At 72.5% G+C, this 24541-nt stretch carries 18 protein-coding genes and 1 pseudogene; 15 read left to right on the plus strand and 4 right to left on the minus strand.

Features of this window, described 5'->3' with window-relative positions; translation table 11 throughout:
- The first annotated feature begins 65 nt into the window (after positions 1-65).
- From BIV23_RS53300 to BIV23_RS30220, 5 genes are all read left to right on the plus strand, one after another.
- Positions 66-194, plus strand: coding sequence for a hypothetical protein (locus BIV23_RS53300; protein ID WP_281250175.1), 129 nt, complete (start codon positions 66-68; stop codon positions 192-194).
- Positions 191-1150: an NAD-dependent epimerase/dehydratase family protein gene (locus tag BIV23_RS30205; protein WP_071372916.1), complete on the plus strand. Its 960-nt coding sequence runs from the start codon at positions 191-193 to the stop codon at positions 1148-1150. Before BIV23_RS53300 ends, BIV23_RS30205 begins: the two co-directional genes overlap by 4 nt.
- A complete protein-coding gene (locus BIV23_RS30210) occupies positions 1138-1887 on the plus strand; it encodes a spherulation-specific family 4 protein (protein ID WP_071384161.1) in 750 nt (249 codons plus the stop codon). Before BIV23_RS30205 ends, BIV23_RS30210 begins: the two co-directional genes overlap by 13 nt.
- A 63-nt stretch (positions 1888-1950) precedes the next feature.
- Positions 1951-3129: an adenylyltransferase/sulfurtransferase MoeZ gene (gene moeZ / locus BIV23_RS30215; protein WP_071372914.1), complete on the plus strand. Its 1179-nt coding sequence runs from the start codon at positions 1951-1953 to the stop codon at positions 3127-3129.
- A 216-nt stretch (positions 3130-3345) separates the two neighbouring features.
- Complete coding sequence (locus tag BIV23_RS30220) at positions 3346-4005, plus strand: NADPH-dependent FMN reductase (RefSeq protein WP_071384162.1); 660 nt, start codon at positions 3346-3348, stop codon at positions 4003-4005.
- A 6-nt stretch (positions 4006-4011) separates the two neighbouring features.
- On the opposite strand, the pseudogene BIV23_RS52350 reads toward BIV23_RS30220, so the two are convergent.
- From BIV23_RS52350 to BIV23_RS30240, 3 genes and pseudogenes are all read right to left on the minus strand, one after another.
- Positions 4012-4587, minus strand: a pseudogene (locus tag BIV23_RS52350) (alpha/beta hydrolase family protein); the annotation flags it as partial.
- Between the two features lie 54 nt (positions 4588-4641).
- Complete coding sequence (locus BIV23_RS30235) at positions 4642-6186, minus strand: alpha/beta hydrolase (RefSeq protein ID WP_071384165.1); 1545 nt, start codon at positions 6184-6186, stop codon at positions 4642-4644.
- Between the two features lie 72 nt (positions 6187-6258).
- On the minus strand, positions 6259-9120 hold the full coding sequence (locus BIV23_RS30240) for a lysylphosphatidylglycerol synthase domain-containing protein (RefSeq protein WP_071384166.1): 2862 nt from the start codon (positions 9118-9120) through the stop codon (positions 6259-6261).
- 185 nt (positions 9121-9305) lie between these two features.
- Between BIV23_RS30240 and BIV23_RS30245 the strand changes: the two genes are divergently transcribed.
- From BIV23_RS30245 to nudC, 5 genes are all read left to right on the plus strand, one after another.
- Positions 9306-9692 (plus strand): MGMT family protein, encoded by a 387-nt coding sequence (locus BIV23_RS30245; protein WP_071384167.1) that lies wholly within the window; start codon positions 9306-9308, stop codon positions 9690-9692.
- A 257-nt stretch (positions 9693-9949) separates the two neighbouring features.
- Positions 9950-13309: an ATP-dependent helicase gene (locus BIV23_RS30250; protein WP_079173490.1), complete on the plus strand. Its 3360-nt coding sequence runs from the start codon at positions 9950-9952 to the stop codon at positions 13307-13309.
- 113 nt (positions 13310-13422) lie between these two features.
- Positions 13423-16962, plus strand: a complete 3540-nt coding sequence (locus BIV23_RS30255) for an ATP-dependent helicase (RefSeq protein WP_071384169.1) — start codon at positions 13423-13425, stop codon at positions 16960-16962.
- Between the two features lie 53 nt (positions 16963-17015).
- Entirely contained in the window at positions 17016-18419 is a 1404-nt protein-coding gene (locus BIV23_RS30260) for a dipeptidase (protein WP_071384170.1), read from the plus strand.
- Between the two features lie 154 nt (positions 18420-18573).
- Entirely contained in the window at positions 18574-19518 is a 945-nt protein-coding gene (gene nudC, locus BIV23_RS30265; RefSeq protein ID WP_071384171.1) for an NAD(+) diphosphatase, read from the plus strand.
- A gap of 673 nt (positions 19519-20191) precedes the next feature.
- On the opposite strand, the gene BIV23_RS30270 is transcribed toward nudC, so the two are convergent.
- Positions 20192-20434 carry a mycoredoxin gene (locus tag BIV23_RS30270; RefSeq protein WP_071376557.1) on the minus strand — a complete coding sequence of 81 codons (243 nt, stop codon included), beginning with the start codon at positions 20432-20434 and terminating at the stop codon, positions 20192-20194.
- A 203-nt stretch (positions 20435-20637) separates the two neighbouring features.
- On the opposite strand from BIV23_RS30270, the gene BIV23_RS30275 reads away from it, so the two are divergent.
- The 5 genes from BIV23_RS30275 (at position 20638) to BIV23_RS49790 (ending at position 24529) form a co-directional block, all read left to right on the plus strand.
- Complete coding sequence (locus tag BIV23_RS30275) at positions 20638-22833, plus strand: ATP-dependent DNA helicase UvrD2 (RefSeq protein WP_177240087.1); 2196 nt, start codon at positions 20638-20640, stop codon at positions 22831-22833.
- 163 nt (positions 22834-22996) lie between these two features.
- Positions 22997-23317, plus strand: a complete 321-nt coding sequence (locus BIV23_RS47100; protein ID WP_079173491.1) for a hypothetical protein — start codon at positions 22997-22999, stop codon at positions 23315-23317.
- A gap of 172 nt (positions 23318-23489) precedes the next feature.
- Positions 23490-23858, plus strand: a complete 369-nt coding sequence (locus BIV23_RS30280; protein WP_053664703.1) for a WhiB family transcriptional regulator — start codon at positions 23490-23492, stop codon at positions 23856-23858.
- Positions 23855-24178 (plus strand): hypothetical protein, encoded by a 324-nt coding sequence (locus BIV23_RS30285; protein WP_071384173.1) that lies wholly within the window; start codon positions 23855-23857, stop codon positions 24176-24178. The genes BIV23_RS30280 and BIV23_RS30285 overlap by 4 nt, the downstream gene beginning before the upstream one ends.
- 138 nt (positions 24179-24316) lie before the next feature.
- Positions 24317-24529, plus strand: a complete 213-nt coding sequence (locus BIV23_RS49790; protein ID WP_143079146.1) for a hypothetical protein — start codon at positions 24317-24319, stop codon at positions 24527-24529.
- Positions 24530-24541 lie beyond the last annotated feature (12 nt).

Raw genomic sequence — 24541 nt, forward strand, 5'->3', positions numbered from 1 at the left:
GTGAACCTTCCGCCACGGCCCACCGCCGCGGGCACCCGCGCCACCCCTTCGAAGGAGAAGACCAGATGACCACCTCCCGACCCGGAGCGTCCGGAGCGTCCGGGGCCGCCGGAACCGCCGGAGCGCCCGCGGCGACCGGTGCCATCGCCAAGGCCGGTGCCACCGGCGCGCACACCCCGGGAGGCGCCCGATGAGGGTCCTGCTGATCGGAGCCAACGGCTACATCGGCCGCTTCGTCGCCGACCGCCTGCTCGCCGACCCGGCCGTCCAGCTCACCGCACTCGGCCGCGGCGACGACGCCGACGTCCGCTTCGACCTCGCCACCGGCAGCCCGGGCGCGCTCACCCGCTTCCTCGACGCGGTCCACCCCGGCGTCGTCGTCAACTGCGCCGGCGCCACCCGCGGCGGGGCCCGCGAACTCACCCGGCACAACACCGTCGCCGTCGCCACCGTCTGCGAGGCACTGCGCCGCAGCGGGTGCGGCGCCCGGCTGGTGCAGATCGGCTGCGGCTCGGAGTACGGCCCCAGCCAGCCCGGCTCCTCCACGGCCGAGGACGCCGTACCCCGCCCCGGCGGCCCGTACGGGGTCAGCAAGCTCGCCGCGACGGAACTCGTCCTCGGCTCGGGCCTGGACGCCGTCGTCCTGCGCGTCTTCTCACCGGCCGGCCCCGGCACCCCGGCCGGCTCCCCGCTGGGCCGGCTCGCCGAGGCCATGCGCCGCGCCATGCAGTCCGGAGACGGCGAGCTCAAACTCGGCGGGCTCGGCGTCCAGCGCGACTTCGTCGACGTACGCGACGTCGCGCGCGCCGTGCACGCCGCCTCGCTCTCCGCCGCGCAGGGCGTCATCAACATCGGCTCCGGGCGCGCCGTGCGCCTCCGCGACGCCGCCGGGGTCCTCGCCCGGGTCGCCGGGTACGGCGGTGCGCTGCACGAACTCGACGCCCCGCCCGGCCCGTTGCGCGGCCCCATCGGCCATCCCCGCGCCGACTCCGACCACGCGGCTCCGGTCGCCTACCCGTACCCGGACGGCTGCGGCAGCTGGCAGCAGGCCGATGTGCGCACCGCGCGGGACCGGCTCGGCTGGCGCCCCCGCATCAACCTCGAAGAATCCCTGGCCGACATCTGGATGGAGGCGGCATGCCGCATCTGACCACGACCGAGGCGGGCGCCGCGAGCACAGGTGTGCGCACCGCCCTCGGCGTGCCGGGGTTCGCCCATCCGCTCGTCGCCCCCGCCCAATGGGCCGAGCTCGCCCGGCCGGGCACCCCGCTGGACTGGGTGGTCCTCAACGTGTCCGCGGGGCCGGGCACCCGCCCCGACCCGCACTGCCTGGAGGCCGCGGGCCGGCTGCGGGGCGCCGGGGTCCGCGTCCTCGGCCAGCTGGACCTCACCTACGGCGCCCGTTCGTTCGCCGACGTGCTCGGCGACGCGCACCGCCACCTCGACTGGTACCGCGTCGACGGCTTCCTGCTCGACCGCTGCCCCGGTGAGCGCGCGGCGCTCCCCGAGGTCCGACGGGCGGCCACCACGCTGCGGGCGATCAGTGACACCGCCCACATCGTCTTCGGCCACCGCCGCCACCCGTATCCCGGCTACGCGGAGAACGCCGACCAACTGGTGACCTTCTCGGGGTCCTGGTCCGACTACCGCTGGTCGCAGGTCGCCGAGTGGACCGCCGACTATCCGCCGGACCGCTTCTGTCACTTCGTGCACAGCGTCCCCCTGGGGCACCTGGACGAGGCGCTGCGCATCGCCCGCTGGCAGGGAGCGGCGACGATCTACTTCACCGACCGCACGGACCGCGGCGGCCGCACCGATCCGTGGGAGACGATGCCCGGCTACTGGGACGACATCGTCTCGCGTATCGGAACAGGTGTCTCGGAATGAAAAAGGCCGTGGCAGTGTTACGGGGAGAACAACCGTACTGTTTGACCGACCAACGGAGTCCCCGTGTCGTTGCCACCCCTGGTTGAGCCAGCCGCTGAGCTCACCGTAGACGAGGTCCGCCGGTACTCCCGCCACCTGATCATCCCCGACGTGGGCATGGACGGGCAGAAGCGGCTGAAGAACGCCAAGGTGCTGTGTGTCGGCGCCGGCGGCCTGGGCTCGCCCGCGCTGATGTACCTGGCCGCCGCGGGCGTGGGCACTCTGGGCATCGTGGAGTTCGACGAGGTCGACGAGTCGAACCTGCAGCGCCAGATCATCCACAGCCAGTCCGACATCGGCCGCTCCAAGGCCGAGTCCGCTCGCGACAGCGTCAAGGGCATCAACCCGTACGTGAACGTGATCCTTCACGAAGAGCGGCTCGAAGCCGAGAACGTGATGGACATCTTCAGCCAGTACGACCTGATCGTCGACGGCACGGACAACTTCGCGACCCGCTACCTGGTCAACGACGCGTGCGTGCTGCTGAACAAGCCGTACGTGTGGGGCTCGATCTACCGCTTCGACGGTCAGGCCTCCGTCTTCTGGTCCGAGCACGGTCCCTGCTACCGCTGCCTCTACCCGGAGCCCCCGCCCCCGGGCATGGTCCCCTCCTGCGCCGAGGGCGGCGTCCTGGGCGTGCTGTGCGCGTCCATCGGCTCCATCCAGGTCAACGAGGCCATCAAGCTCCTCGCGGGCATCGGCGAGCCCCTGGTCGGCCGCCTGATGATCTACGACGCCCTGGAGATGACGTACCGCCAGGTCAAGGTCCGCAAGGACCCGAACTGCGCGGTCTGCGGCGAGAACCCGACCGTCACCGAGCTCATCGACTACGAGGCCTTCTGCGGCGTCGTGTCCGAGGAGGCCCAGGAGGCGGCCGCCGGCTCGACGATCACTCCGAAGCAGCTCAAGGAGTGGATCGACGACGGCGAGAACATCGAGATCATCGATGTCCGCGAGCCGAACGAGTACGAGATCGTCTCCATCCCGGGCGCCAAGCTGATCCCGAAGAACGAGTTCCTCATGGGCGCGGCTCTGCAGGACCTCCCGCAGGACAAGAAGATCGTCCTGCACTGCAAGACGGGTGTCCGCAGTGCGGAAGTCCTCGCCGTGCTGAAGTCCGCGGGCTTCGCCGACGCCGTCCACGTGGGCGGCGGCGTCATCGGCTGGGTCAACCAGATCGAACCGAACAAGCCGGTCTACTGACCAACAGCCCCGCCGACCAGCGGGACGGACGAAGCCCACGGCTCTGACCAGCTCAGATGCCGTGGGCTTCCGGCATTGCAGGTCGGCGTCGGCCATCGTCCGGGCCAGCTCGGGCCTGCCGGTTCCCGGCCCTGTCGCGTGGCGCCCGCCGGGGAACCACACTGGTCGGTGGGGCGCTCTCCTGGAGGCGCTTGCCCGCGACGGAAGGACGGACCCATGCCCATGGACACGCTTCCCGGCCCGCTGCGATTCCTGGTCTTCGGCGGCGCTCTGCGGGCCGATTCGACCAACGCGCGCCTCGCCTCGCTCGTGGCCCGGCTCATCTCCGACACCGGTGCCGCCGTCGACCTCGCCTCCATGCGCGACTTCGACATGCCTTTGTACGACGGCGACGCGGAGGCCAGTGAGGGGCTGCCGCACGGCGCCCTCGCCCTGCGCGACCGGCTCGAGCAGAGCGACGCCTTCGTCATCTCCTCGCCGGAGTACAACGCGTCCGTGCCGGGAGTGCTGAAGAACGCGATCGACTGGGTCTCGCGTGTCCGGCCGCAGCCGTTCAAGACCAAGCACGCGCTGCTCGTCTCCGCTTCGCCGTCGCTGGTCGGCGGCAACCGCGGGCTGTGGGCGCTGAGGGTTCCGCTGGAACACCTGGGCACCCGCGTCTACCCGGACATGTTCAGCGTGGCCAACAGCTACCAGGCCTTCGCCGAGGACGGAACCCTGGCCGACCCGGGGCTGCAACAACGTCTCACAGAGACGGTGTCGGGTTTCCTCAGTCTCGTCGAAGCGGACGTGCGCTACGTCTGTCTCGAACGCCGTTGGTACGAGTTCCTGGGGGACCGCACCGAGGCGGCCATCACCCAGCGGGCCGAGAAGTGACGGAGCGACCGGAAACGTGGGTGCCGCACCCGGCGCGCTGACCTGCGGGGTGGTGAACTGGCCCGGCACCGGCCAGGCATGGCACCAGTCTGCCGTGTCCCAGCCGAGGAAGTCTCCGAACACCGGCGAGATCCGCTCGAAGCGCGCCGGCCTGCTCTTCGTCTCGGCGAGCGTCGGGCGCTCCTTCTCGTCCAGGCACGATATGACCCGCTGGGACTGGGTCGTGGTGCCGTAGTGCCCCGACGAGTCCCGCTCGTTGGAGCTGTCCGCGAGCGCCGGCAGCGGTGAACCGTCGCCCTGCTGCGCCGCGTCGAGTGCGCTGGTCAGCCGTGGCCAGTCGGGCTCGCTGTACAGCGGCACGATGATGCCGGTGGTCGCCGGCGTCTGGGTCGGCTTCCGCCCGGAGGACGTCGGCAGCGGCTTCGCGTCGATCCGCTTCAGCAGGGCGGCGATCCTCCGGGAACCCCGCGCGGGATCCTGGCCGGTGGACTTCAGGTAGTCGTCCAGCGCCCGCTGGAATCCGCGGGCCTGGTTCTCGGCGTGACCCACCGTGTCCGTGGTCGGGTTCACCACCGCGTCGAGGTTTTGGCCTGTGGATAACCCTTTGACCTGCAACTATTGGTGGCTGAGGGTGCTTCAGGAGCAGACCGCTCCGGCCTTCGGCACCGTCCCGTTCAGCAGGTAGTCGTTCACCTTGCTCTGCACACACTTGTCCTTGCTGTCGTACGCACCGTGCCCCTGGCCCTTGTACGTCAGCTCGACGGCGACGCCACTGCCGAGCGCCTCGGCCATCCTCCTCGCGCCCGAGTACGGGGTGGCCGGGTCACCGGTGTTGCCGACGACGAGGATGGGCGCGGACCCGGGTGCGCTGACGTCGGGATGGTCGGCGGCGCCGGGCACGGCCCAGTTGGTGCAGCTGATCAGGCCCCAGGCCAGGTAGTCCCCGAACAGCGGGGAGGCGGCGCGGAATTCGGGCAGCCTCTGCTGGACGAAGTCCGCGGTGTACCGCGGCTTCTCGTCGGCGCAGTTGATCGCGGTGTTGGCCGCGGTGATGTTGCTGTACTCGCCGTTCTCGCTGCGGCCGTTCATCGAGTCGGACAGCAGCATGAGGATCCTGCCGTCACCGTCGTAGGCCGCCTCCAGCCCCTCGGTCAGGTACTCCCAGAAGTCCTTGGAGTACAGGGACTGCGCGATGCCGTTCGTCGCGGCGGTCTGCGTGAGCCGGCGCGGCGGGTCGCCGGAGATCGGCTTCTTCTCCAGGTCGTTGAGGAGTTTCGCGATGCGGTTCTTCACGTCTTCGGGGGTGTCGCCGATCGGGCACTCCGTGGTCTTCGACGTACAGTCCTCGGCGAAGTTGTCGAGGGCGAGCTGGAAGCCCGCGGTCTGGCCGAGGGCGCTCTGTTCGGGGTTCTGCGTGGGGTCGACGACGCCGTCGAAGACGGCCCGGCCGACGTTCTTGGGGAACAAGTGGGCGTACACGCCGCCGAGTTCGGTGCCGTAGGAGATGCCGAAGTAGTGCAGCTTGTCGTCGCCGAGGACCTGGCGCAGCAGATCCATGTCGCGGGCCGCGTCCGTGGTCGCCACGTGCGGCAGGATCTTCCTGGAGTTCTGCTCGCAGGCCGCGTTGAACTGCTTGGTGCGGTTGACCAACTGGGCGCGCTCGGCGCTGTTGTCGGGCGTCGCGTCCTGCTGGAAGTACACGTCCAGCTGGGCGTCGCTCTTGCACTTCACCGGCGCGCTGCGGCCGACCCCGCGTGGGTCGAAGCTCACCAGGTCGTAGCGGGTGCGCAGGACGTCGTAGTCGGAGCCGAACGCGGGCAGCGTGCTGACCCCGCTGCCACCGGGGCCGCCGAAGTTGAACACGAGCGAGCCGATCCGTTTGTTCTCCGGGCCGCTCGCCCTGGCGCGGATCAGGGCGATGCTGATCGTGTCGCCCTTCGGCCTGCCCCAGTCCAGGGGCGCCCGCATGGTGGCGCACTGCCATGCGGCGCCGTTCGGCAGCGGGGACGGGGCGCTGCCGCCGCCCTCGGCCTCGGACGGAGCCGGGCAGTCCTTCCAGTCCAGCTTCTGCGCCGTGAGATCCCCGTCCTCGGCGCCGTCGCCGCATCCTGCCAGCAATGCGGCCAGCAACACGGCGGTGGTGGTCAGGGCGGCGCAGCGCAGCCGGGAGGGGTTCGCCATGTACCCATCCTGGGGGCGGGTACGCCCACGCGCGCGGGACGCGGGCCGTACGAGGTACCCGCACCCCGCGCCCTACAAGGCGCCCTTGCGGCTCAGGTGGTTGAACGCCAGCCAGCCCGGCAGCACCGGCAACCACAGCGTCAGCAGCCGGTACAGCAGGACCGCCGGGGCGGCGACCTCCTTGGGCAGTCCGACGGCGATCAGACCGACCGTGAGAGTCGCCTCCACCGCGCCGACGCCGCCCGGGGTGGGCGCCGCGGAGCCGAGCGCGTTGCCGGCGAGGAAGACCACGGCGACGCTGGCGATGCTGAGCGAGGCCGTACTGCCGCCGAACGCCCGGATGGAGGCGTCCAGGCACATCACGAAGCAGAACGTCAGCAACAGGATGCCGCCGATGCCGGTGACCAGTTTCTGCGGCCGCTGCAGCACGTCGAGCATGCGGGGTACGACGCCCGCGAACAGCGACCTCACGCGCGTGACGACGAATTTCCGCAGGAACGGCACCGACGTCACCACCAGTACCAGCACGGCCACCGTCAGCAGCCCCGCGATGACCGTCCGGGACGGCGACAGGGACGGCGTCTTCTCGGTGCCGGTGAGATAGCCGAAGGACAGCAGCATCAGGATGTGGGCGCCGAGCCCGGCCAGCTGCGAGGCGCCCACGCTCGCCACCGCGAGCCCCGGCCGGATCCCCGCGCGCTGGAGGTACCGCGTGTTGAGGGCCACACCGCCGACCGCCGCCGGTGCCACGATCTTCACGAAGGAGCCGGCCACCTGGGCCGCCACGGCCCGCAGGAACGGCACCCGCTCCGGGACGAACCCGAGCAGCTGCATCGCCGCCGCCACATAGCTCAGCGCCGCGAACAGCACGGCCGCCGCGACCCAGCCCCACTGGGCGCCCGCGACGAGCGGGCCGAACTCGATGTGCGTGAGCTGTGTCAGCAGGAAGTACGCGCCGATGGCGCCCGCGATGAAACTGATCAGGGTGCGTGGCCGCACCCGCTCCAGCCGGGCCGGCTCCACCGGTGCCTGCGGCCGGATCCGCAGCACCTCGTGACGGATCTGCGTGAGCAGATCGTCTTCACGCGCTTCTTCGAGTGCCTCGTCGATGGCCCGTTTCTCGGCCCGTTCCTGCGCGCGTACGGCCTTCTTGTCGGCCTTTTCGAGGGCCTTGGTGCCGTCTTCCCCGGCTTCCTCCAGCCGGGCCTGCTTGGTCTGCCGGGACGACTCCAGCACCGCATCGCGCTCGCGCTGGGCGCGCTCCCGGGCCAGTTTGCGCAGCGTCGCGCGCGTGGAGCGCGTCAGGGCGATCGGCTGGAGCAGGGGCAGACAGTCGGCGACCGCGTCCGGGCCGAGCACCCCGACCGCCGAGGCCACCGCTCGCTCGGCGCCCACCCGCAGACCGAGGGTGGTGACCAGCTGGGCCACGTCCATGCGCAGGAGCAGTTCGCCGGCCGCGATCTCGCCACCGCGCAGTTCGGTGAGGATCACCGTGCCGGAACGATCCACCAGAATCGCGTCACCTGCGAGCCTGCGGTGCGCGATGCGCCGGGACTGCAGTGCCCGCACCTGGTGCCAGGTGTGGCGCAGCAGTTCGTCGGTGATCTCCGCGTCGGCCAGCGAGTCCAGTGTGCGCCCGCCGGTGTGCTCGTAGACGAGCATGACGGCGTCGGGGCCGAGTTCGGAGGTGGCGATCAGTTTGGGCGCGTTGGCACCGGCCGCGATCGCCGCGTACGCCAGCAGGGCCTCCTGCTCCAGCGCCTGCCGCAGTGACTGGAGGCTGGAACGGGTGGCGAACCCGCGCAGGGTCAGATTGCGCCACACCCGGTAGAAGAAGCCCTGGGCCTGCTGTTCCCGGTCGACGACCGTGACGTCCAGCGGCGGGCCGTCCTCCAGGGTGACGAAGTAGCGCCGGCCGCGGTCGCCGTTCTCGCTCTCCACGGCCTCCTCACGGGCCGCGGCGACAGGATGGAAGCCGACGTGCCTCAGGCCCGCCATCAGGGTCTGGCCGGTGGGGCGGACGTTGGGGGAGCCGACCGCGTACAGCGTGCCGTAGGCGACGGTCCAGCCGATCAGCACCGTCAGGATGATCGAGAACGGTGTCGTGTAGCCGGTGACCAGCATCGAGAACGCGTCGAGCAGCAGGACGATCCACAGCACCGAGCGCCATCGGGGTCTGCGGGACATGCCGACGGCCGTCATGTAGGCGATGACGGGTGCCAGATAGCCGTGCACGGGGTCGGTCAGGGCGTGCAGATCGCCCGGGGAGGGCTGGGTGAGCGCTTCCTGGATCGAGGCCGGGGCGGCTCTCGCGACCCACAGGTCGGTCGCGAGGGTCACTCCATGGGCGAGGACGGCGGCGAGGACGCCGTCGGCGATGCGCAGCCCGTCGCGTTTGATCAGCCGCTCGATCGCGAAGGCGACCGGCACCAGCAGGATCGCGATGCTGGACGCCAGCCCCGCGAACCTGATCAGCAGGTCGGGGGCCTGCCCGGTGCCCTTGTTGATGTCCTGTTCGAGGCCCGAGGTGGTGCCGTGTGCGAACGCGGCGATCGCGAGCAGTACCGCGACGGCCAGCACGCCGACCAGGAGCCGCATGAGGTCGGACGGGCGGTGCACGCGCGCGGGGAGCAGCGGTTCGTCACCCTCCACCTCGCCGGCGTGCGGTTCGTCGTCGGCGCCCGGACCGTGGTCGGGGGGCGTGTTCTCCAGGACGTGCGCCCCCTCGGTGTGGTGATGGTTGTCTCCGTGCGCGTGCGCGCCGTCGCCCTTCCGGGCCCCGTTGTCGCTCCCACGCGCACGCGTGGCGTCGTCCGTGCCTGAACCGGTGTCCTGGTGTGTGCCGTCGCTCCTGCCCGCGCCGGCGGCGCCTGGGCGCGCGGCGGCGTCAGGGGTGCCCGCTCCGCCTTCGGGGTGCACGCCCTGCTGTTTCATGGTCTCTTCTTGGTCTCGTATCACCGGTCACCGCCCGCACGATGGTGGCATGCCCCACCGACCCTCGGGGGCATCAGGGTGCGGATGCGCGGGCGCACAGTCTGCCCGAAGCGCCGTCCGGGGGCGAGAGGGCCGTTCCCGCGGTCCGCGCCGCGCTGTCGGTGGAGTGCGGCAGGATGGGGCGAATGAGCGAGCAGAGCCCTGCCGAGGACACCCACGAGGGGTACGCGGACGCACTGCCGGAGTACGCCGAGCGGGTCCTCGAGGTCGCCGAGCGGATCCCGCCGGGCCGCGTGATGACGTACGGCGATGTCGCCGAGTGGCTCGAGGAGGGGGGACCGCGCCAGGTCGGCCGGGTGATGTCCCTCTACGGAGGAGCGGTGCCGTGGTGGCGGGTCGTCCGTGCCGACGGCGTGCTGCTGCCGGGACACGAGCTGCGCGCCCTCGGTCACTACCGCGCGGAGGGCACGCCGCTGAGAGAGGCGGGCAGAAGCACCGAGGGGCATCTGCCGCGGCTCGACATGCGGCGGGCCCGGTGGGACGGCGGGGCGGGCGCAGAGGGTCACACCTGACAGCTTCCGCCATCGGATGCCCCTGGGGAGAGCCTGTGGCCCGTACGGGGGACAGAGGGGACGTCCGTGGCATGACGTACGTTCGTGAGGGGTGGGACGCGCGTGGCGCGAGCGCCGCGAGGGATGAAGCGGAAGCCCTGCTTCCGTCCGGAGCGGCGGCGTAGCGTCGGCTGCACCCGTCGCCCTCACCCCGTGGTCGCCGCCTCGCGCGCGTGACCGCCCGCCCATCAGCACGACCACCAGGACCGGCCAACCACGTGAGCTCCTCTTCCTCCACCGGACGCCTGCCGCACCCCCGGGTGCGGCAGGGGAGCCGTGGCGCTTACCGGCTGGTCCGGACCCCTCCCGCCGCAGTGGACCCCCCTCGTCTGGACGCGGCACAGCGCGCCGTGGTTGACCACCGCTCCGGACCGCTGCTCGTCCTCGCCGGCCCGGGCACCGGCAAGACCACCACCCTGGTCGAGTCCGTCGCCGCGCGGATCGCCCGCGGCGCGGACCCCGAGCGCATCCTGGTGCTGACGTTCAGCCGCAAGGCCGCCGTCGAGCTGCGCGACCGCATGGCCCTGCGCATGGGCGCCGCCCGCGCGCCCCGGGCCACCACGTTCCACTCGTACTGCTACGCCCTGGTGCGCGGCCACCAGGACGGCGAGCTGTTCGCCGAGCCGCTGCGCCTGCTCTCCGGCCCCGAGCAGGACGTCGCCGTGCGGGAGTTGCTCGCCGGACAGCCCGACCTGGAGCGGCTCGGGCTCACGCACGTGCGCTGGCCCGACGAACTGCGCGCCTGCCTGACCACGCGCGGCTTCGCCGACGAGGTCCGCGCCGTCCTCGCCCGCAGCCGTGAGCTGGGCCTCGGCCCCGACGCCCTGGACGCCTTCGCCCGGCGTATCGGCCGTCCCGACTGGGGCGCGGCGGCGGCGTTCCTCGCCGAGTACCTGGACGTGCTCGACCTGCAGGGCGTGATCGACTACGCGGAACTGGTCCACCGCGCGGTCCTGCTCGCCGGGCGCCCCGAGAACGCCGCACGGCTCGCCGCCCGGTACGACGCCGTCTACGTCGACGAGTACCAGGACACCGACCCCGCCCAGGTACGGCTTCTGCACGCCCTGGCCGGCGGCGGCCGCACCCTGGTCGCCTTCGGCGACCCCGACCAGTCGATCTACGCCTTCCGGGGTGCCGACGTGAACGGCATCCTCGACTTCCCGGCGGCCTTCGCGCGCGTGGACGGCCGCGCCGCACCCGTCGAGGTGCTGCGCACCTCCCGCCGCTTCGGCGCCGCCCTGCTGGCCGCCACCCGTCTGATCACCCAGCGCATGCCGCTGACCCGGCTGGCCGCCGACACGGTGCGCGCCCACCGCGAGCCGGCCGCCGCACGGGACGGCGGCCGCGTCGAGGTCTACACGTACCCGACGTCCGGTGCGGAAATGGACAACATCGCGGACGTCCTGCGCCGCGCCCACCTGGAGGACGGCGTCCGCTGGAGCGACATGGCCGTCCTCGTCCGGGCCGGATCCCGCCTCCCGGCGCTCCGCCGGGCCCTGAGCGCGGCCGGCGTACCACTGGACATCGACGGCGACGATCTGCCCCTGCGGCACGAGCCGGCGGTGGCACCCCTGCTGACGGCCCTGCGCGCGGTGGCCACGGCGGAGGCCGGACGCCGCGAGGCCACCGAGGAAACGGCCGCGCACGTTGCCACCGAAGGCACCGAAGGCGTGGAGGGCACCGCAGTCACCATCCCGGACACCTCCTGGCTCGACACCGAAACCGCGCTCACCCTGCTCGCCTCCCCCCTCGCCAGCATGGACGCGGCCGATCTGCGCCGGCTCGGGCGCGCGCTGCGCGAGGAGGAGCGCGCGGCCGGCAACGCGCTCCCGCCGCCGTCCGACGAGCTTCTCGCGCGGGCGCTCGCCGAGCCCGAGCGCCTGGCCGTGCACGACCCGGCGTACGCGCGCGGGGCGCAACGCCTCGGCGCGCTGCTGCGCAAGGCCCGTGAACGCCTCGCGGGCGGTGGTACGGCCGAGGAGGCGCTGTGGGACCTGTGGGCGGGCACGCCCTGGCCCGCCCGCCTGGAACGGGCCGCGCGGCGCGGCGGAGCCGTCGGCCGCAACGCCGACCGCGACCTGGACGCCGTGTGCGCGCTGTTCGCCACCGCCGCGCGCGCGGAGGAACGCACCGGCGGACGGGGTGCGCTGAACTTCCTGGCGGAGATCGAGGCCGAGGACATAGCCGCCGACACGCTCGCGCGTCGCGCCGTGCGCCCCGACGCCGTCCGTCTGATGACCGCTCACCGCGCCAAGGGCCTGGAGTGGCGCCTCGTCGTCGTCGCCGGTGTCCAGGAGGGCCTGTGGCCCGACCTGCGCCGCCGCGGCTCCCTCCTGGAGGCCGACCGCATCGGCCGCGACGGACTCGCCGAACCGCTGACGCCGGGCGCCCTGCTCGCCGAGGAGCGCCGGCTGTTCTACGTCGCCGCCACGCGTGCGCGTGAACGCCTGGTCGTGACCGCCGTGAAGGCACCGGCCGACGACGGTGACCAACCGTCCCGGTTCCTGACCGAACTCGGCGTCGAATCCCGGGACGTCACCGGCCGGCCGCGCCGCCCGCTGTCCGTCGCCGCGCTCGTCGCCGAACTGCGCGCCACGACCGTCGACCCGCGCGCGTCCGCCCCGCTGCGGGAGGCCGCCGCCCGCCGCCTGGCCCGGCTCGCCGCCCTCGCCGACGAGGACGGCCGCCCCCTGGTGCCCTCCGCGCACCCCTACCGCTGGTGGGGCATGTACGACCCGACGGAGAGCAAGGTGCCGCTGCGCCACCGCGACCAGCCGGTCGTGCTCTCCGGCAGCGCTCTCGACCAGCTCGCCAACACCTGCGCGCTCCAGTGGTTCCTGGGGCGCGAGGTGAAGGCCGACGCCCCCGCCACCACCGCCCAGGGCTTCGGGAACGTCGTCCACGTCCTCGCCGACGAGGTCGCCTCCGGCCGTACGCCGGCCGACCTCGACGTCCTCATGGAGCGCCTGGACTCGGTGTGGAACGCGCTCGCCTTCGACGCGCCGTGGAAGTCGCGGCAGGAGAAGGACAACGCGCGCGTGGCGCTCGAACGCTTCCTGAACTGGCACGTCCTGGACCGCACCGGCCGCACCCCGGTGGCGAGCGAGCAGGACTTCGACGTCACCCTCGCGGCGGGCGACTACGAGGTCCGCATCCGCGGCCAGATGGACCGCGTGGAGGCGGACGGCGAGGGACGCGCGTACGTGGTGGACTTCAAGACCGGCAAACAGGCGCCCAGCGCCGCCGAGGTGGCCCGTCACCCCCAGCTCGCCGTGTACCAGCTCGCCGTGCGCGAAGGCGCCGTCGACGAGGCCTTCGACGGCGTACGTCCCGAACCGGGCGGCGCCGAACTGGTGCACCTGCGACAGGGCGCCGCCCGGCGCGACGGCGGCGACAGCCTGCCGAGGACACAGAGCCAGGAGCCGCTGTCGGGGGAGTGGGTCGGCGAGCTGCTGGCCACCGCCGCCGGAAAGGTCCTCGACGAGCGGTTCGCGCCGAGCACCGGCCAGCACTGCACGCACTGCGCGTTCCGCGCCTCGTGCAGCGCCCGGCCCGAGGGGCGGCACGTGGTCGAGTGAGCCGTGGCGAGGGCGAGTGACGGACGGCACCACACGCGCTGACCTGCGCCGCTCTCACCCCGTACGGCTGCTCCGCGCCCGACTGTCAGTGCCCGCCGCTAGCCTTTTGCGACATGCCCGCCCGTATCACCGATCCCGAGCAGCTCAAGGAGCTCCTCGGCATCCCGTTCACCCCGGAGCAGACGGCCTGCATCACCGCGCCGCCCGCCCCGCAGGTGATCGTGGCCGGAGCCGGGTCGGGCAAGACCACCGTGATGGCCGCGCGCGTGGTCTGGCTGGTCGGCACCGGACAGGTCGCCCCCGAACAGGTCCTCGGCCTGACCTTCACCAACAAGGCCGCCGGTGAGCTGGCCGAACGCGTCCGCAAGGCGCTGATCAAGGCCGGCGTCACCGACCCCGACGTCATCGATCCGGACAACCCGCCGGGCGAGCCGGTGATCTCCACGTACCACGCCTTCGCCGGCCGGCTGCTGACCGACCACGGCCTGCGCATCGGCCTGGAGCCCGCCTCCCGGCTGCTCGCCGACGCCACCCGCTACCAGCTCGCCGCGCGCGTGCTGCGCGAGGCCCCCGGCCCCTACCCCGCCCTGACCCGCTCGTTCGCCGACCTCGTCAGCGATCTGCTCGCCCTCGACTCCGAACTCGCCGAACACCTCGTCGGCCCCGAGGAGCTGCGCGCCTGGGACTCCGACCTGCTGCACACCCTCCGGAGCGCCAAGCTCACCAACGCCGACCTGCGCAAGGTCCCCGAGACCGCCGCCGCCCGCCGGGAACTCGCCGACCTCGTGCAGCGCTACCGGGCCGCCAAACGCGCCCGCGACCTGCTCGACTTCGGCGACCAGATCGCCCTGTCCGCCCGCCTCGCGCGCGTGCCCGAGGTGGGCCGCCTCCTGCGCGAGGAGTTCCGCATGGTGCTCCTGGACGAGTACCAGGACACCTCCGTGGCCCAGCGCGTCCTGCTGGCGGGCCTGTTCGGCGGCGGCACCGGCCACCCGGTCACCGCCGTCGGCGACCCCTGCCAGGCCATCTACGGCTGGCGCGGCGCCTCCGTCGCCAACCTCGACGACTTCCCCGCGCACTTCGCCCGGGCCGACGGCCGCCCCGCCACCCGGCAGGCGCTCAGCGAGAACCGCCGCAGCGGCGGTCGCCTCCTCGACCTCGCCAACGGCCTCGCCGAACCCCTGCGCGCCCTGCACGCGGGCGTGGAGGCCCTGCGCCCCGCCCCCGGCGCGGAGCACGACGGCACGGTCCGCTGCGCCCTGCTGCGCACCCACGCCGAGGAGATCGACTGGCTCGCCGACTCGATCGCCCACCTCGTGCGCACGGGCACGGCGCCCGGCGAGATCGCCGTCCTGTGCCGTACGGCGACCGACTTCGCCGAGATCCAGGGCGCTCTCGTGGCCCGCGACATCCCCGTCGAGGTCGTCGGCCTGTCCGGGCTGCTGCACCTGCCCGAGGTCGCCGACCTCGTCGCCGTCTGCGAGGTGCTCCAGGACCCCGGCGCCAACGCCTCCCTGGTGCGCCTGCTGACCGGCCCGCGCTGGCGCATCGGCCCCCGCGACCTCGCCCTGCTGGGCCGCCGTGCCCGGCTGCTGGTCGCCCACGCGCGAGTGGGCGACACCGACGACCCGGACCGCCGGCTCGCCGCGGCCGTCGAGGGGATCGACCCGTCCGAGGTGATATCGCTCGCCGACGCCCTCGACACCTTCCTGGAGACGCCGGCGGAGGGCGTCTTCGACGACGGCGCCGACGACGGACTGCCGTTCTCCGCGGACGCGCGCGTGCGCTTCGCTCGCCTCGCGGCCGAGCTGCGCGACCTGCGCCGCTCCTTGTCCGACCCGCTGATGGACGTCCTGCACCGCGTCCTCGCCGTCACCGGCCTGGAGGTGGAGCTGTCCGCGTCACCGCACGCCCTGGCCGCCCGCCGCCGCGAGACCCTGTCCAACTTCCTCGACGTCGCCGCCTCCTTCGCGGCGGGCGATGGCGAGGCGACCCTGCTCGCCTTCCTCGGCTTCCTGCGCACCGCCGCGCAGTACGAGAAAGGCCTCGACAACGCCCTGCCCGGCGGCGAGAACACCGTCAAGGTGCTCACCGCCCACAAGTCCAAGGGCCTGGAGTGGGACGTCGTGGCCGTCCCGGGACTGGTCGAGGGCACGTTCCCGAGCGCCCAGGGCCGCGAGAAGTGGACGGCGCAGGCCAAGGTCGTGCCGCACGCCCTGCGTGGCGACGCCGACACCCTGCCGGACGCGGACAGCTGGGACTCGCGCGGCATGAAGGCCTTCCACGAGGCCATGAAGGACCACCAGCACACCGAGGAGCTCCGCCTCGGCTACGTCACCTTCACCCGCCCCCGCTTCCTCCTGCTCGGCTCCGGCCACTGGTGGGGCCCCAGCCAGAAGAAACCGCGCGGCCCCTCCGGCTTCCTCCAGGCCCTGTACGACCACTGCGCCGCCGGACACGGCGAGATCGAGCAGTGGGCGGACGAGCCCGCCGAGGACGAGCAGAACCCGGCCCTGCACGCGGCGCGTGCCGACCAGGCGTGGCCGCTCCCGCTGGACGCCGCCGCCCTGACCCGCCGCCGCGCGGCCGCCGAGACCGTCCTCGCGCACCTGGACGGCCTCACTGTCCAGGACACCGGCCGGCCGCCGGCCGTCCACGACCCCGCCGCCTTCGACGACCCGCAGTGGCCCACACCCCCGGACGAGGACCCCTACGGCGACGAGCCGTACGACGAGCACGAGGCGGACCACCCCTACGACGACCCCTTCGGCGACTACGACGAAGACCCCTTCAGCGACGAGGAACCGCCGTACGACACGGACGCCCCACCGGTTTCCGCATCCCTGGAGGACACGGAGGACCCGGTCGGCCCGAGTACCCGGCCCCTCGTCCCCCACCAGCCACCCCCGCCGCACCCCCGCCCCGCCGAGCCGCGCCCACGCCTCACCCCGGAGGAGGAGCGCGCCGTCGCCTCCTGGGACCGCGACCTGGACGCGCTCGCCGGCGAGCTGCTGCGCGCCCGCCGGACCGTCACGGACGTCCCTCTGCCCGTCACGCTGACCGCGTCCCAGCTGATGCTCCTGGCCGAGGACCCCGACGGGCTCGCGCAGGAGCTCGCGCGCCCCATGCCGCGCCCCCCGCAACCGGCCGCGCGCCGGGGCACCCGGTTCCACGCCTGGGTCGAGGCCCGCTTCGAAGAGCTGACACTGCCCCTGCTCGAACCGGACGAGCTGCCCGGCAGCGACGCCGAGATCGCCGACGAACAGGACCTGCAGGCCCTGAAGGACGCCTTCGAGCGCAGCGCCTACGCCCGGCGCACCCCGTACCGCGTCGAGGCCCCCTTCCAGTTCACCCTGGCCGGCCGCGTCGTACGCGGTCGGATCGACGCCGTCTACAAGAACGGCGACGGCGACGAGGCGACGTACGAGATCGTCGACTGGAAGACCAGCCGCACCCACGCGGCGGACCCGCTCCAGCTCGCCGTGTACCGGCTGGCCTGGGCCGAGCAGCAGGGCGTGCCGCCCGCGTCGGTCACGGCCGCCTTCCTGTACGTGCGCAGCGGCGAGGTCGTACGGCCCACGGGGCTGCCGGACCGGGCCGCCCTGGAACGGCTCCTCACGGAAGACGCCGGAGTGGCACATCAGACAGACTGAGTGTGACGAACCGCCCGCCGGGGATGTCGGTGCGGGCCGATAGGCTCGTGAGCATGAGCCAGACCCCGGACAGCGCCGTCCGCACGTACATCGAGCAGCACCGCGCCGCCTTCCTCGACGACCTCGCCGCATGGCTGCGCATCCCCTCCGTGTCGGCCCAGCCCCACCACGCGCCCGATGTACGGCGCAGCGCCGACTGGCTCGCCGAGAAACTCGAGGAGACCGGCTTCCCGACCGTCGAGGTCTGGCCGACCCCCGGCGCCCCGGCCGTCTTCGCCGAATGGCCCTCGGGCGACCCCGAGGCGCCCACCGTGCTCGTCTACGGCCACCACGACGTGCAGCCCGCCGCCCGCGAGGACGGCTGGGACAGCGACCCCTTCGAGCCGGTCGTCCGCGGAAACCGGCTCTACGCGCGCGGGGCCGCTGACGACAAGGGCCAGGTGTTCTTCCACACACTCGGCGTCCGCGCCCACCTCGCCGCCACCGGCCGCACCGCCCCCGCGGTCAACCTGAAGCTGCTGATCGAGGGCGAGGAGGAGTCCGGCTCCCCGCACCTCCGGGCCCTGGTGGAGGAGTGCGCCGGGCGGCTCGCCGCCGACGCCGTGGTCGTCTCCGACACCGGCATGTGGTCCGAGGACACCCCGACCGTGTGCACGGGCATGCGCGGCCTCGCCGAGTGCGAGATCCGCCTGTACGGCCCGGACCAGGACATCCACTCCGGCTCCTTCGGCGGCGCCGTACCCAACCCGGCGACCGCGGTCGCGCACCTGGTCGCGGCGCTGCACGACGAGCACGCGCGTGTGGCGATCCCCGGCTTCTACGACGGCGTCGTCGAGCTGACCGACCGCGAGCGCGAGCTGTTCGCCGAGCTGCCCTTCGACGAGGAGCGCTGGCTGCGCACCGCCAAGTCCCGTGCCACCCACGGCGAGGCCGGGCACACCACCCTGGAGCGGATCTGGGCCCGGCCGACCGCCGAGGTCAACGGCATCGGCGGTGGCTACCAGGGCGCGGGCAGCAAGACGATCATCCCCTCCTCCGCCATGGTGAAGCTGTCGTTCCGGATGGTCGCGGGCCAGCAGCCCGAGCACATCGAGAAGGCCGTACGGGCCTGGGCGGCCGAGCAGGTGCCCGCCGGAATCCGCTACGAGATCGACTTCGGCCCGGCCACGCGCCCGTGCCTGACCCCGCTCGACCACCCCGCCCTGCAATCCGTGGTCCGCGCCATGGGCCGCGCCTTCGGGACACCGATCCGCTTCACGCGCGAGGGCGGCTCCGGGCCCGCCACCGACCTCCAGGAAGTCCTCGGCGCCCCCGTGCTCTTCCTGGGCATCTCCGTCCCCTCCGACGGCTGGCACGCCCCTGACGAGAAGGTCGAGCTGGACCTCCTCCTCAAGGGCGTCGAGACCAGCGCCTATCTGTGGGGTGACCTGGCCGAGAACTGGCGGCCCACGCCCTGACCGCACCGGCACCGCACGGGAAGGCACCGCGCGCGGGGCACACTGGAGGGACGCCCCGACCGCCCCGCCCACGCCCGGCCCGGTGCCCCACGCCGTACGTCCTGCCGAACCGACCGCCGAACGAACCGCTGTACTGGGGGAGTTGGAAGCACCCGTGACCACCTGGACCGACGACACAGCCGACCGACCCATCTCGCTGACCGCCCCGAGCGGCATCGACCGCGCCGCCCACCACCGGCTCGACGAAGCCTGGCTCGCGGCGGCGTGGAGCCACCCCACGACCCGCTGCTTCGTGGTCTCCGGCGGCCAGGTGCTCATCGACGAGACCCCGGACGGCCGGACCGAACTCGTCATGACACCGTCCTTCGAGGCCCCGCTCACCGAGGCCCACCGCTATTTCCTCGGCACCGACGAGGACGGCGTCAGCTACTTCGCACTCCAGAAGGACGCTCTGCCCGGCCGCATCGACCAGTCGGCGCGCCCCGCCGGCCTGCGCGAGGCGGGCCTGCTCCTGTCGCCGCGCGACGCCGGACTCATGGTGCACGCCGTCGGCCTGGAGAACTGGCAGCGCACCCACCGCTTCTGCTCCCGCTGCGGCGAGCGCACGGTGATCGCCGCCGCCGGCCACATCCGCCGCTGCCAGGCCTGCGGAGCCGAGCACTACCCGCGCACCGACCCGGCCGTGATCATGGCCGTGACCGACGCCGACGACCGCATCCTGCTCGGCCGCCAGGTCCACTGGCCCGAGGGCCGCTTCTCCACACTCGCCGGTTTCGTCGAGCCCGGCGAGTCCATCGAACAGGCGGTGCGCCGCGAGGTGTCCGAGGAGGTCGGCGTCACCGTCGGCTCCGTGGAGTACGTGGCCAGCCAGCCCTGGCCCTTCCCCTCCAGCCTGATGCTCGGCTTCATGGCCCGCGCCACGTCCATCGAGATCGACGTCGACGGGGACGAGATCCACGAGGCCCGCTGGTTCTCCCGCGAGGAGCTGCACGACGCCTTCGAGTCCGGCGAGGTCATGCCGCCCTACGGCATCTCCATCGCGGCCCGCCTGATCGAGATGTGGTACGGCAAGCCGCTGCCGACACGCAGCTTCGTCTGAGGCCGCGTCCCGAGTGGCGGGCGATCCGTACCGGAACCACAACGCCCACCACCACCGGGCTGTGCCGGCTACCGTCCCGGACGGCTGCCGCACGGCCCTGGACGTGGGCCGCGGAGACGGCCCCCTGGCGCGCAAGCTCGCCGCCCGCACCCGGACGGTGACGGCGTGGACCGCTCACCGGAGATGATCCGGCGGGCACCCGCCCGGCAGCCCCGGAACGTCACCTTCGTGCAGGCCGACCACCTGGACAGCGCCGCGCTGCCCCAGGCGCCAACGCGTTCGTCAGCGCGGTCGCGGTCGCGCACCACACCCGTTTCGACGACTCCATCGGTGCCCTGACCCGGCTGGTCGCGCCCGCCGGCCGACACGTCGTGGTCGGGCCGGCCCGCAACAAGACCCCGCCCGACCAGGCGATCAGCGCCTGCGGGCAGCCCGCCGGCCTCGCCCATGCGCGCGTGCACGGCGGCAAGCGCGGCCCGGCGGTCATGCCCATGGAAGACCGCCCGTGCACTGGGGCGAGGTCCGCGAGGCGGCCCACCGCCTGCTGCCCGGCCGCCGCCATCCACCCCGGATGCTGTGGCGCTGCACCGCGGTCCGGGACAGAGCACGGAAGGGCGGCCCCTGACGCTCAGAGGCCGCCCTGCCGTGCTCACCGCGGAAAACCCGCGGAGCGTCACGCGCCGATCTTCTGCTTCACCTGGGCCAGCGACGGGTTCGTCAGCGTGCTGCCGTCGCCGAAGAGCACGGTCGGGACCGTCTGGTTTCCGCCGTTCGCCTTCTCCACGAACGCCGCGGACTCGGGGTCCTGCTCGATGTTGATCTCGGTGTAGGCGATGCCTTCCCGCTCCAGCTGCTTCTTCAGCCGCTGGCAGTAGCCGCACCAAGTCGTGCTGTACATCGTCACAGTGCCCTGCATGTCTCTCGCGCTCCTCAGGCAGCTCGGAAAACGTCGTCCGCTGGAGAACGTACGCGAAAGGCCCGCCATTCCCGCCCGGGGTATGTGCCTTCTCACCCGGTTGTCCACAGGACGCTGTGACGCCTGCCGCATTAGTACGACGAAAGAGGCCCGCCTGTGGACAACCGCCACGGCAGCCCCGGACGACCTGGCAGCATTGCGGTGTGACAGCAGCAACGCACTCCACCCTCTTCCCGCAGGTACCGGACTCTGCCGACGCGGTGCTCGAAGGGCTCGACCCCGAGCAGCGCGCGGTGGCCACCGCGCTGCGCGGCCCGGTGTGCGTCCTGGCCGGAGCGGGCACGGGCAAAACCCGGGCGATCACCCACCGCATCGCCTACGGGGTGCGCGCCGGGATCCTGCAACCCTCCACCGTGCTCGCCGTCACCTTCACCAACCGCGCCGCCGGAGAGATGCGCGGCCGGCTGCGCCAGCTCGGCGCCCACGGCGTCCAGGCCCGCACCTTCCACTCCGCAGCACTGCGCCAGCTCCAGTACTTCTGGCCGAAAGCGATCGGTGGCGGCATGCCCCGACTGGTCGACCGCAAGATCCAGCTCGTCGCTGACGCGGCCGCCGCCTGCGGCACCCGGCTCGACCGCGGCGAGCTGCGCGACGTGACCGCCGAGATCGAATGGTCCAAGGTCACCCAGACCGTCCCCGCCGACTACCCGTACGCGGCCGCGAAGGCCGGCCGCGAGGCCCCCCGCGCGCCCGCCGAGATCGCCCACCTCTACGCGGCCTACGAGAACCTCAAACGCGACCGTGCGGTGATCGACTTCGAGGACGTCCTGCTGCTGACCGTCGCCATCCTCCAGGACCGGCACGACATCGCCGAACAGGTCCGCGCGCAGTACCAGCACTTCGTCGTCGACGAATACCAGGACGTCAGCCCGCTCCAGCAGCGACTGCTGGAGCTGTGGCTCGGCGACCGCGACAACCTGTGCGTGGTCGGCGACGCCAGCCAGACCATCTACTCGTTCACGGGAGCAACCCCGGACCACCTCCTGGACTTCCGCACCAGACACCCGGGCGCCACCGTCGTGAAGCTCGTCCGTGACTACCGCTCCTCACCCCAGGTCGTCCGCCTCGCCAACGGCCTGCTCGCCCAGGCCCACGGCCGCGCCGCCGACCACCGGCTGGAACTGGTCTCCCAGCGCGCCCCCGGCCCCGAACCCGTCCACACCGAGTACACCGACGAGCCCGCCGAGGCCGAAGGCGCAGCCCACCGCATCCGCGAGTTGATCGACGCCGGTGTCCCGGCCGCCGAGATCGCCGTCCTGTTCCGTACGAACGCCCAGTCCGAGACCTACGAACAGGCCCTCGCCGACGCCGGCGTGCCCTACCAACTGCGCGGCGCCGAGCGCTTCTTCGACCGCCCCGAGGTCCGCAAGGCCGGTATCGCCCTGCGTGGCGCGGCCCGCTTCGGCGGCAACGACTCCCTGCTGGACGACGCCGTCGACCTGCCCTCCCAGGTGCGTGCCGTGCTCTCCGGCGAAGGCTGGGCCAACGAGCCGCCCGCCGGCTCCGGCGCCGTCAGAGAGCGCTGGGAGTCCCTGGCCGCCCTCGTCAACCTCGCGCACGACCTCGCGGCCGGCAACCCGAAAGCCACCCTCGCCGACTTCGTGGCCGAACTGGACGAGCGGGCGAACGCCCAGCACGCCCCCACCGTCCAGGGCGTCACCCTCGCGTCCCTGCACGCCGCCAAGGGCCTGGAATGGGACGTCGTCTTCCTGGTCGGCGTCGCCGAAGGCATGCTGCCCATCACCTACGCCAAGACCGACGAGCAGATCGAGGAGGAACGCCGGCTCCTCTACGTCGGCGTCACCCGCGCGCGGGAACGGCTCCACGTCTCCTGGGCCCTGTCCCGCTCGCCCGGCGGACGCCCCAACCGCAGAGCCAGCCGCTTCCTCGACGGCCTGCGCCCCGGCACCACGCCCACGGCCGGGCGCGCCGGCACAACTTCCGGCGCAGGCGTCGAACGCGGCACCGGCCGCGACATCCCCGCCGTACCCCGGCGCGCCCAGCGCAGCCCCGCGCGCTGCCGGGTCTGCGGGCGGACACTCACCGACGCGGGCGAGATGAAGCTGATGCGCTGCGAGGAGTGCCCCTCGGACATGGACGAAGGCCTCTACGAACGCCTCCGCGAGTGGCGGACGGTGCAGGCCGAGCGCAGCGGACAGCCGGACTTCTGCGTCTTCACCGACCGCACCCTCGTGGCCATCGCCGAGGCACGGCCGGAGAACTCCGCCGAACTGTCCCGCATCCCGGGCGTCCTCAGCCGCAAGCTACGCAGCTACGGTGACGAAGTTCTGGCCATCTGCGCAGGTCAGGACGTCAACGAAGGCGACAGCGACGACTGATACGAACTCGTCGAAAAAATAGTTTGCGCATGCCCCGGCAATCCCCATAGGTTCTAGGCACGGAAGCTGCGGCCTTCTCGAAGGCCCGCCTCCGTGATGTACTTGCATATCCGAACGGACTGGCTCACCCCAGTCCCCAAGACGCCGAGAGGAGGCGAGTCCAGTGATCAGCATCAACACCAGCACCATCAGCACGGCCAAACTGACCGATCGCTCGACCGTCTCCACGTGCATGCTCGGCGCCTCGAACCAGGGCACCGGTCTGTCCGGCATCCGTGCCGCCCGTCCGGCGTCCTCCCTTGTTCTCACGGGTCTTTCCATCCGAGAGCGCAATGAGCGACCGACCAAGGCACTGGAAGCGGTAGCGGCAAAGGCACATGCCTATGCCTTTGCGGCGGCCGGTGCCGGATTCCGGAAGCAGACGACGCAGCACCACCTGATGTGGGCCTTCCGTGGGCCTAAACCCTGGAGTGATCCAGCCTGATCGCCGATCAGGCCGGCGCCTTCAGGGCCGCGGAACCCCACCCGGGATCCGCGGCCCTTCTGTTTTCCCTCAAGCGGGAGAACGGAGCCGAAGGGGCCTCGGGCAGAAAAGAACCCGGTACCAGCCGACACCCGGTCAACCGGCCGGAACGACCAGACGAGGAAGACCAACCGTGCAACTCGAAGCGCACGCCCCGTCCGTACCGCCTTCGCAAACGATCCCCCCGCCCGGCCTCACGGAGGACTCCACCTTGATCCCCCTCACCGCGCTCACCGCGCTCGACGACGCCATCGAGAACCTCGGCGTACCCGTTCCCTGCCGCTCCTACGACCCGGAGGTCTTCTTCGCCGAGTCGCCGGCGGACGTCGAGTACGCCAAGTCCCTGTGCCGCACCTGCCCGCTGATCGAGGCCTGCCTCGCCGGTGCCAAGGAACGGCGCGAGCCCTGGGGCGTCTGGGGCGGCGAACTGTTCGTCCAGGGTGTCGTCGTCGCCCGGAAGCGGCCGCGTGGTCGCCCGCGGAAGAACCCGGTCACGGCATGAACACCGCAGGAACGATCGATCGCCCCCTCACGCACGACCCCAAGAAGCAGGCCCCGATGAAGCCGTCCACCAGCGAGCCCGCAGGCTCCGCGACCACAGACTTCACCACCACCGGTGCGACCGAAGCGCGCCAGAACAGGAACCGTGAGATGCAACTCATGCAAGAAGCCCTGGCTCGTGCGCATATGCACGAGCGCCTCGACGACGCCGGGAGAGAGCGCCGGGCTCTGCGCCTGGCGGTCGCCCAGCGGATGCAGCGCCGGGCCGAGCGTGCCTCGCTCCGCGCCCGCCGCGCGCTCGCCATGGCCGTCATGCAGTAACGATCACACCTGAGAAGCGGTGGCCTCCCGGCCCGGGGAGGCGAAGACTTCCACGCGGGGGCCGGTCCGGCCGAACGGACCGGCCCCCGCGGTGCGTTGTGCACGGCGATCGGCCGGTGCGGGAGTTATCGTCACCGGGTGAAGAGTCCTCCCGGAGACGGTGATCAGGGCGGCTCCACCCCGGAGCGCCGTGTGCTCGCGTGCGCCCGCTGCGGCACCCCGGCCGACGGCCCCCCGCCGGCCACCTGGACCTGCTCCGTGGAGAGCGGCACCCGCCGGTACTTCTGCGACGTCTGCTCAAGGGAGAACCTCAGGGCGATCGAGGGGCGGCTGGATTCCTCCTGGTGGTGAGCCTCTCCTTCG

The organism is Streptomyces monashensis (assembly GCF_001866665.1).
Classification (GTDB): Bacteria; Actinomycetota; Actinomycetes; order Streptomycetales; family Streptomycetaceae; genus Streptomyces; species Streptomyces monashensis.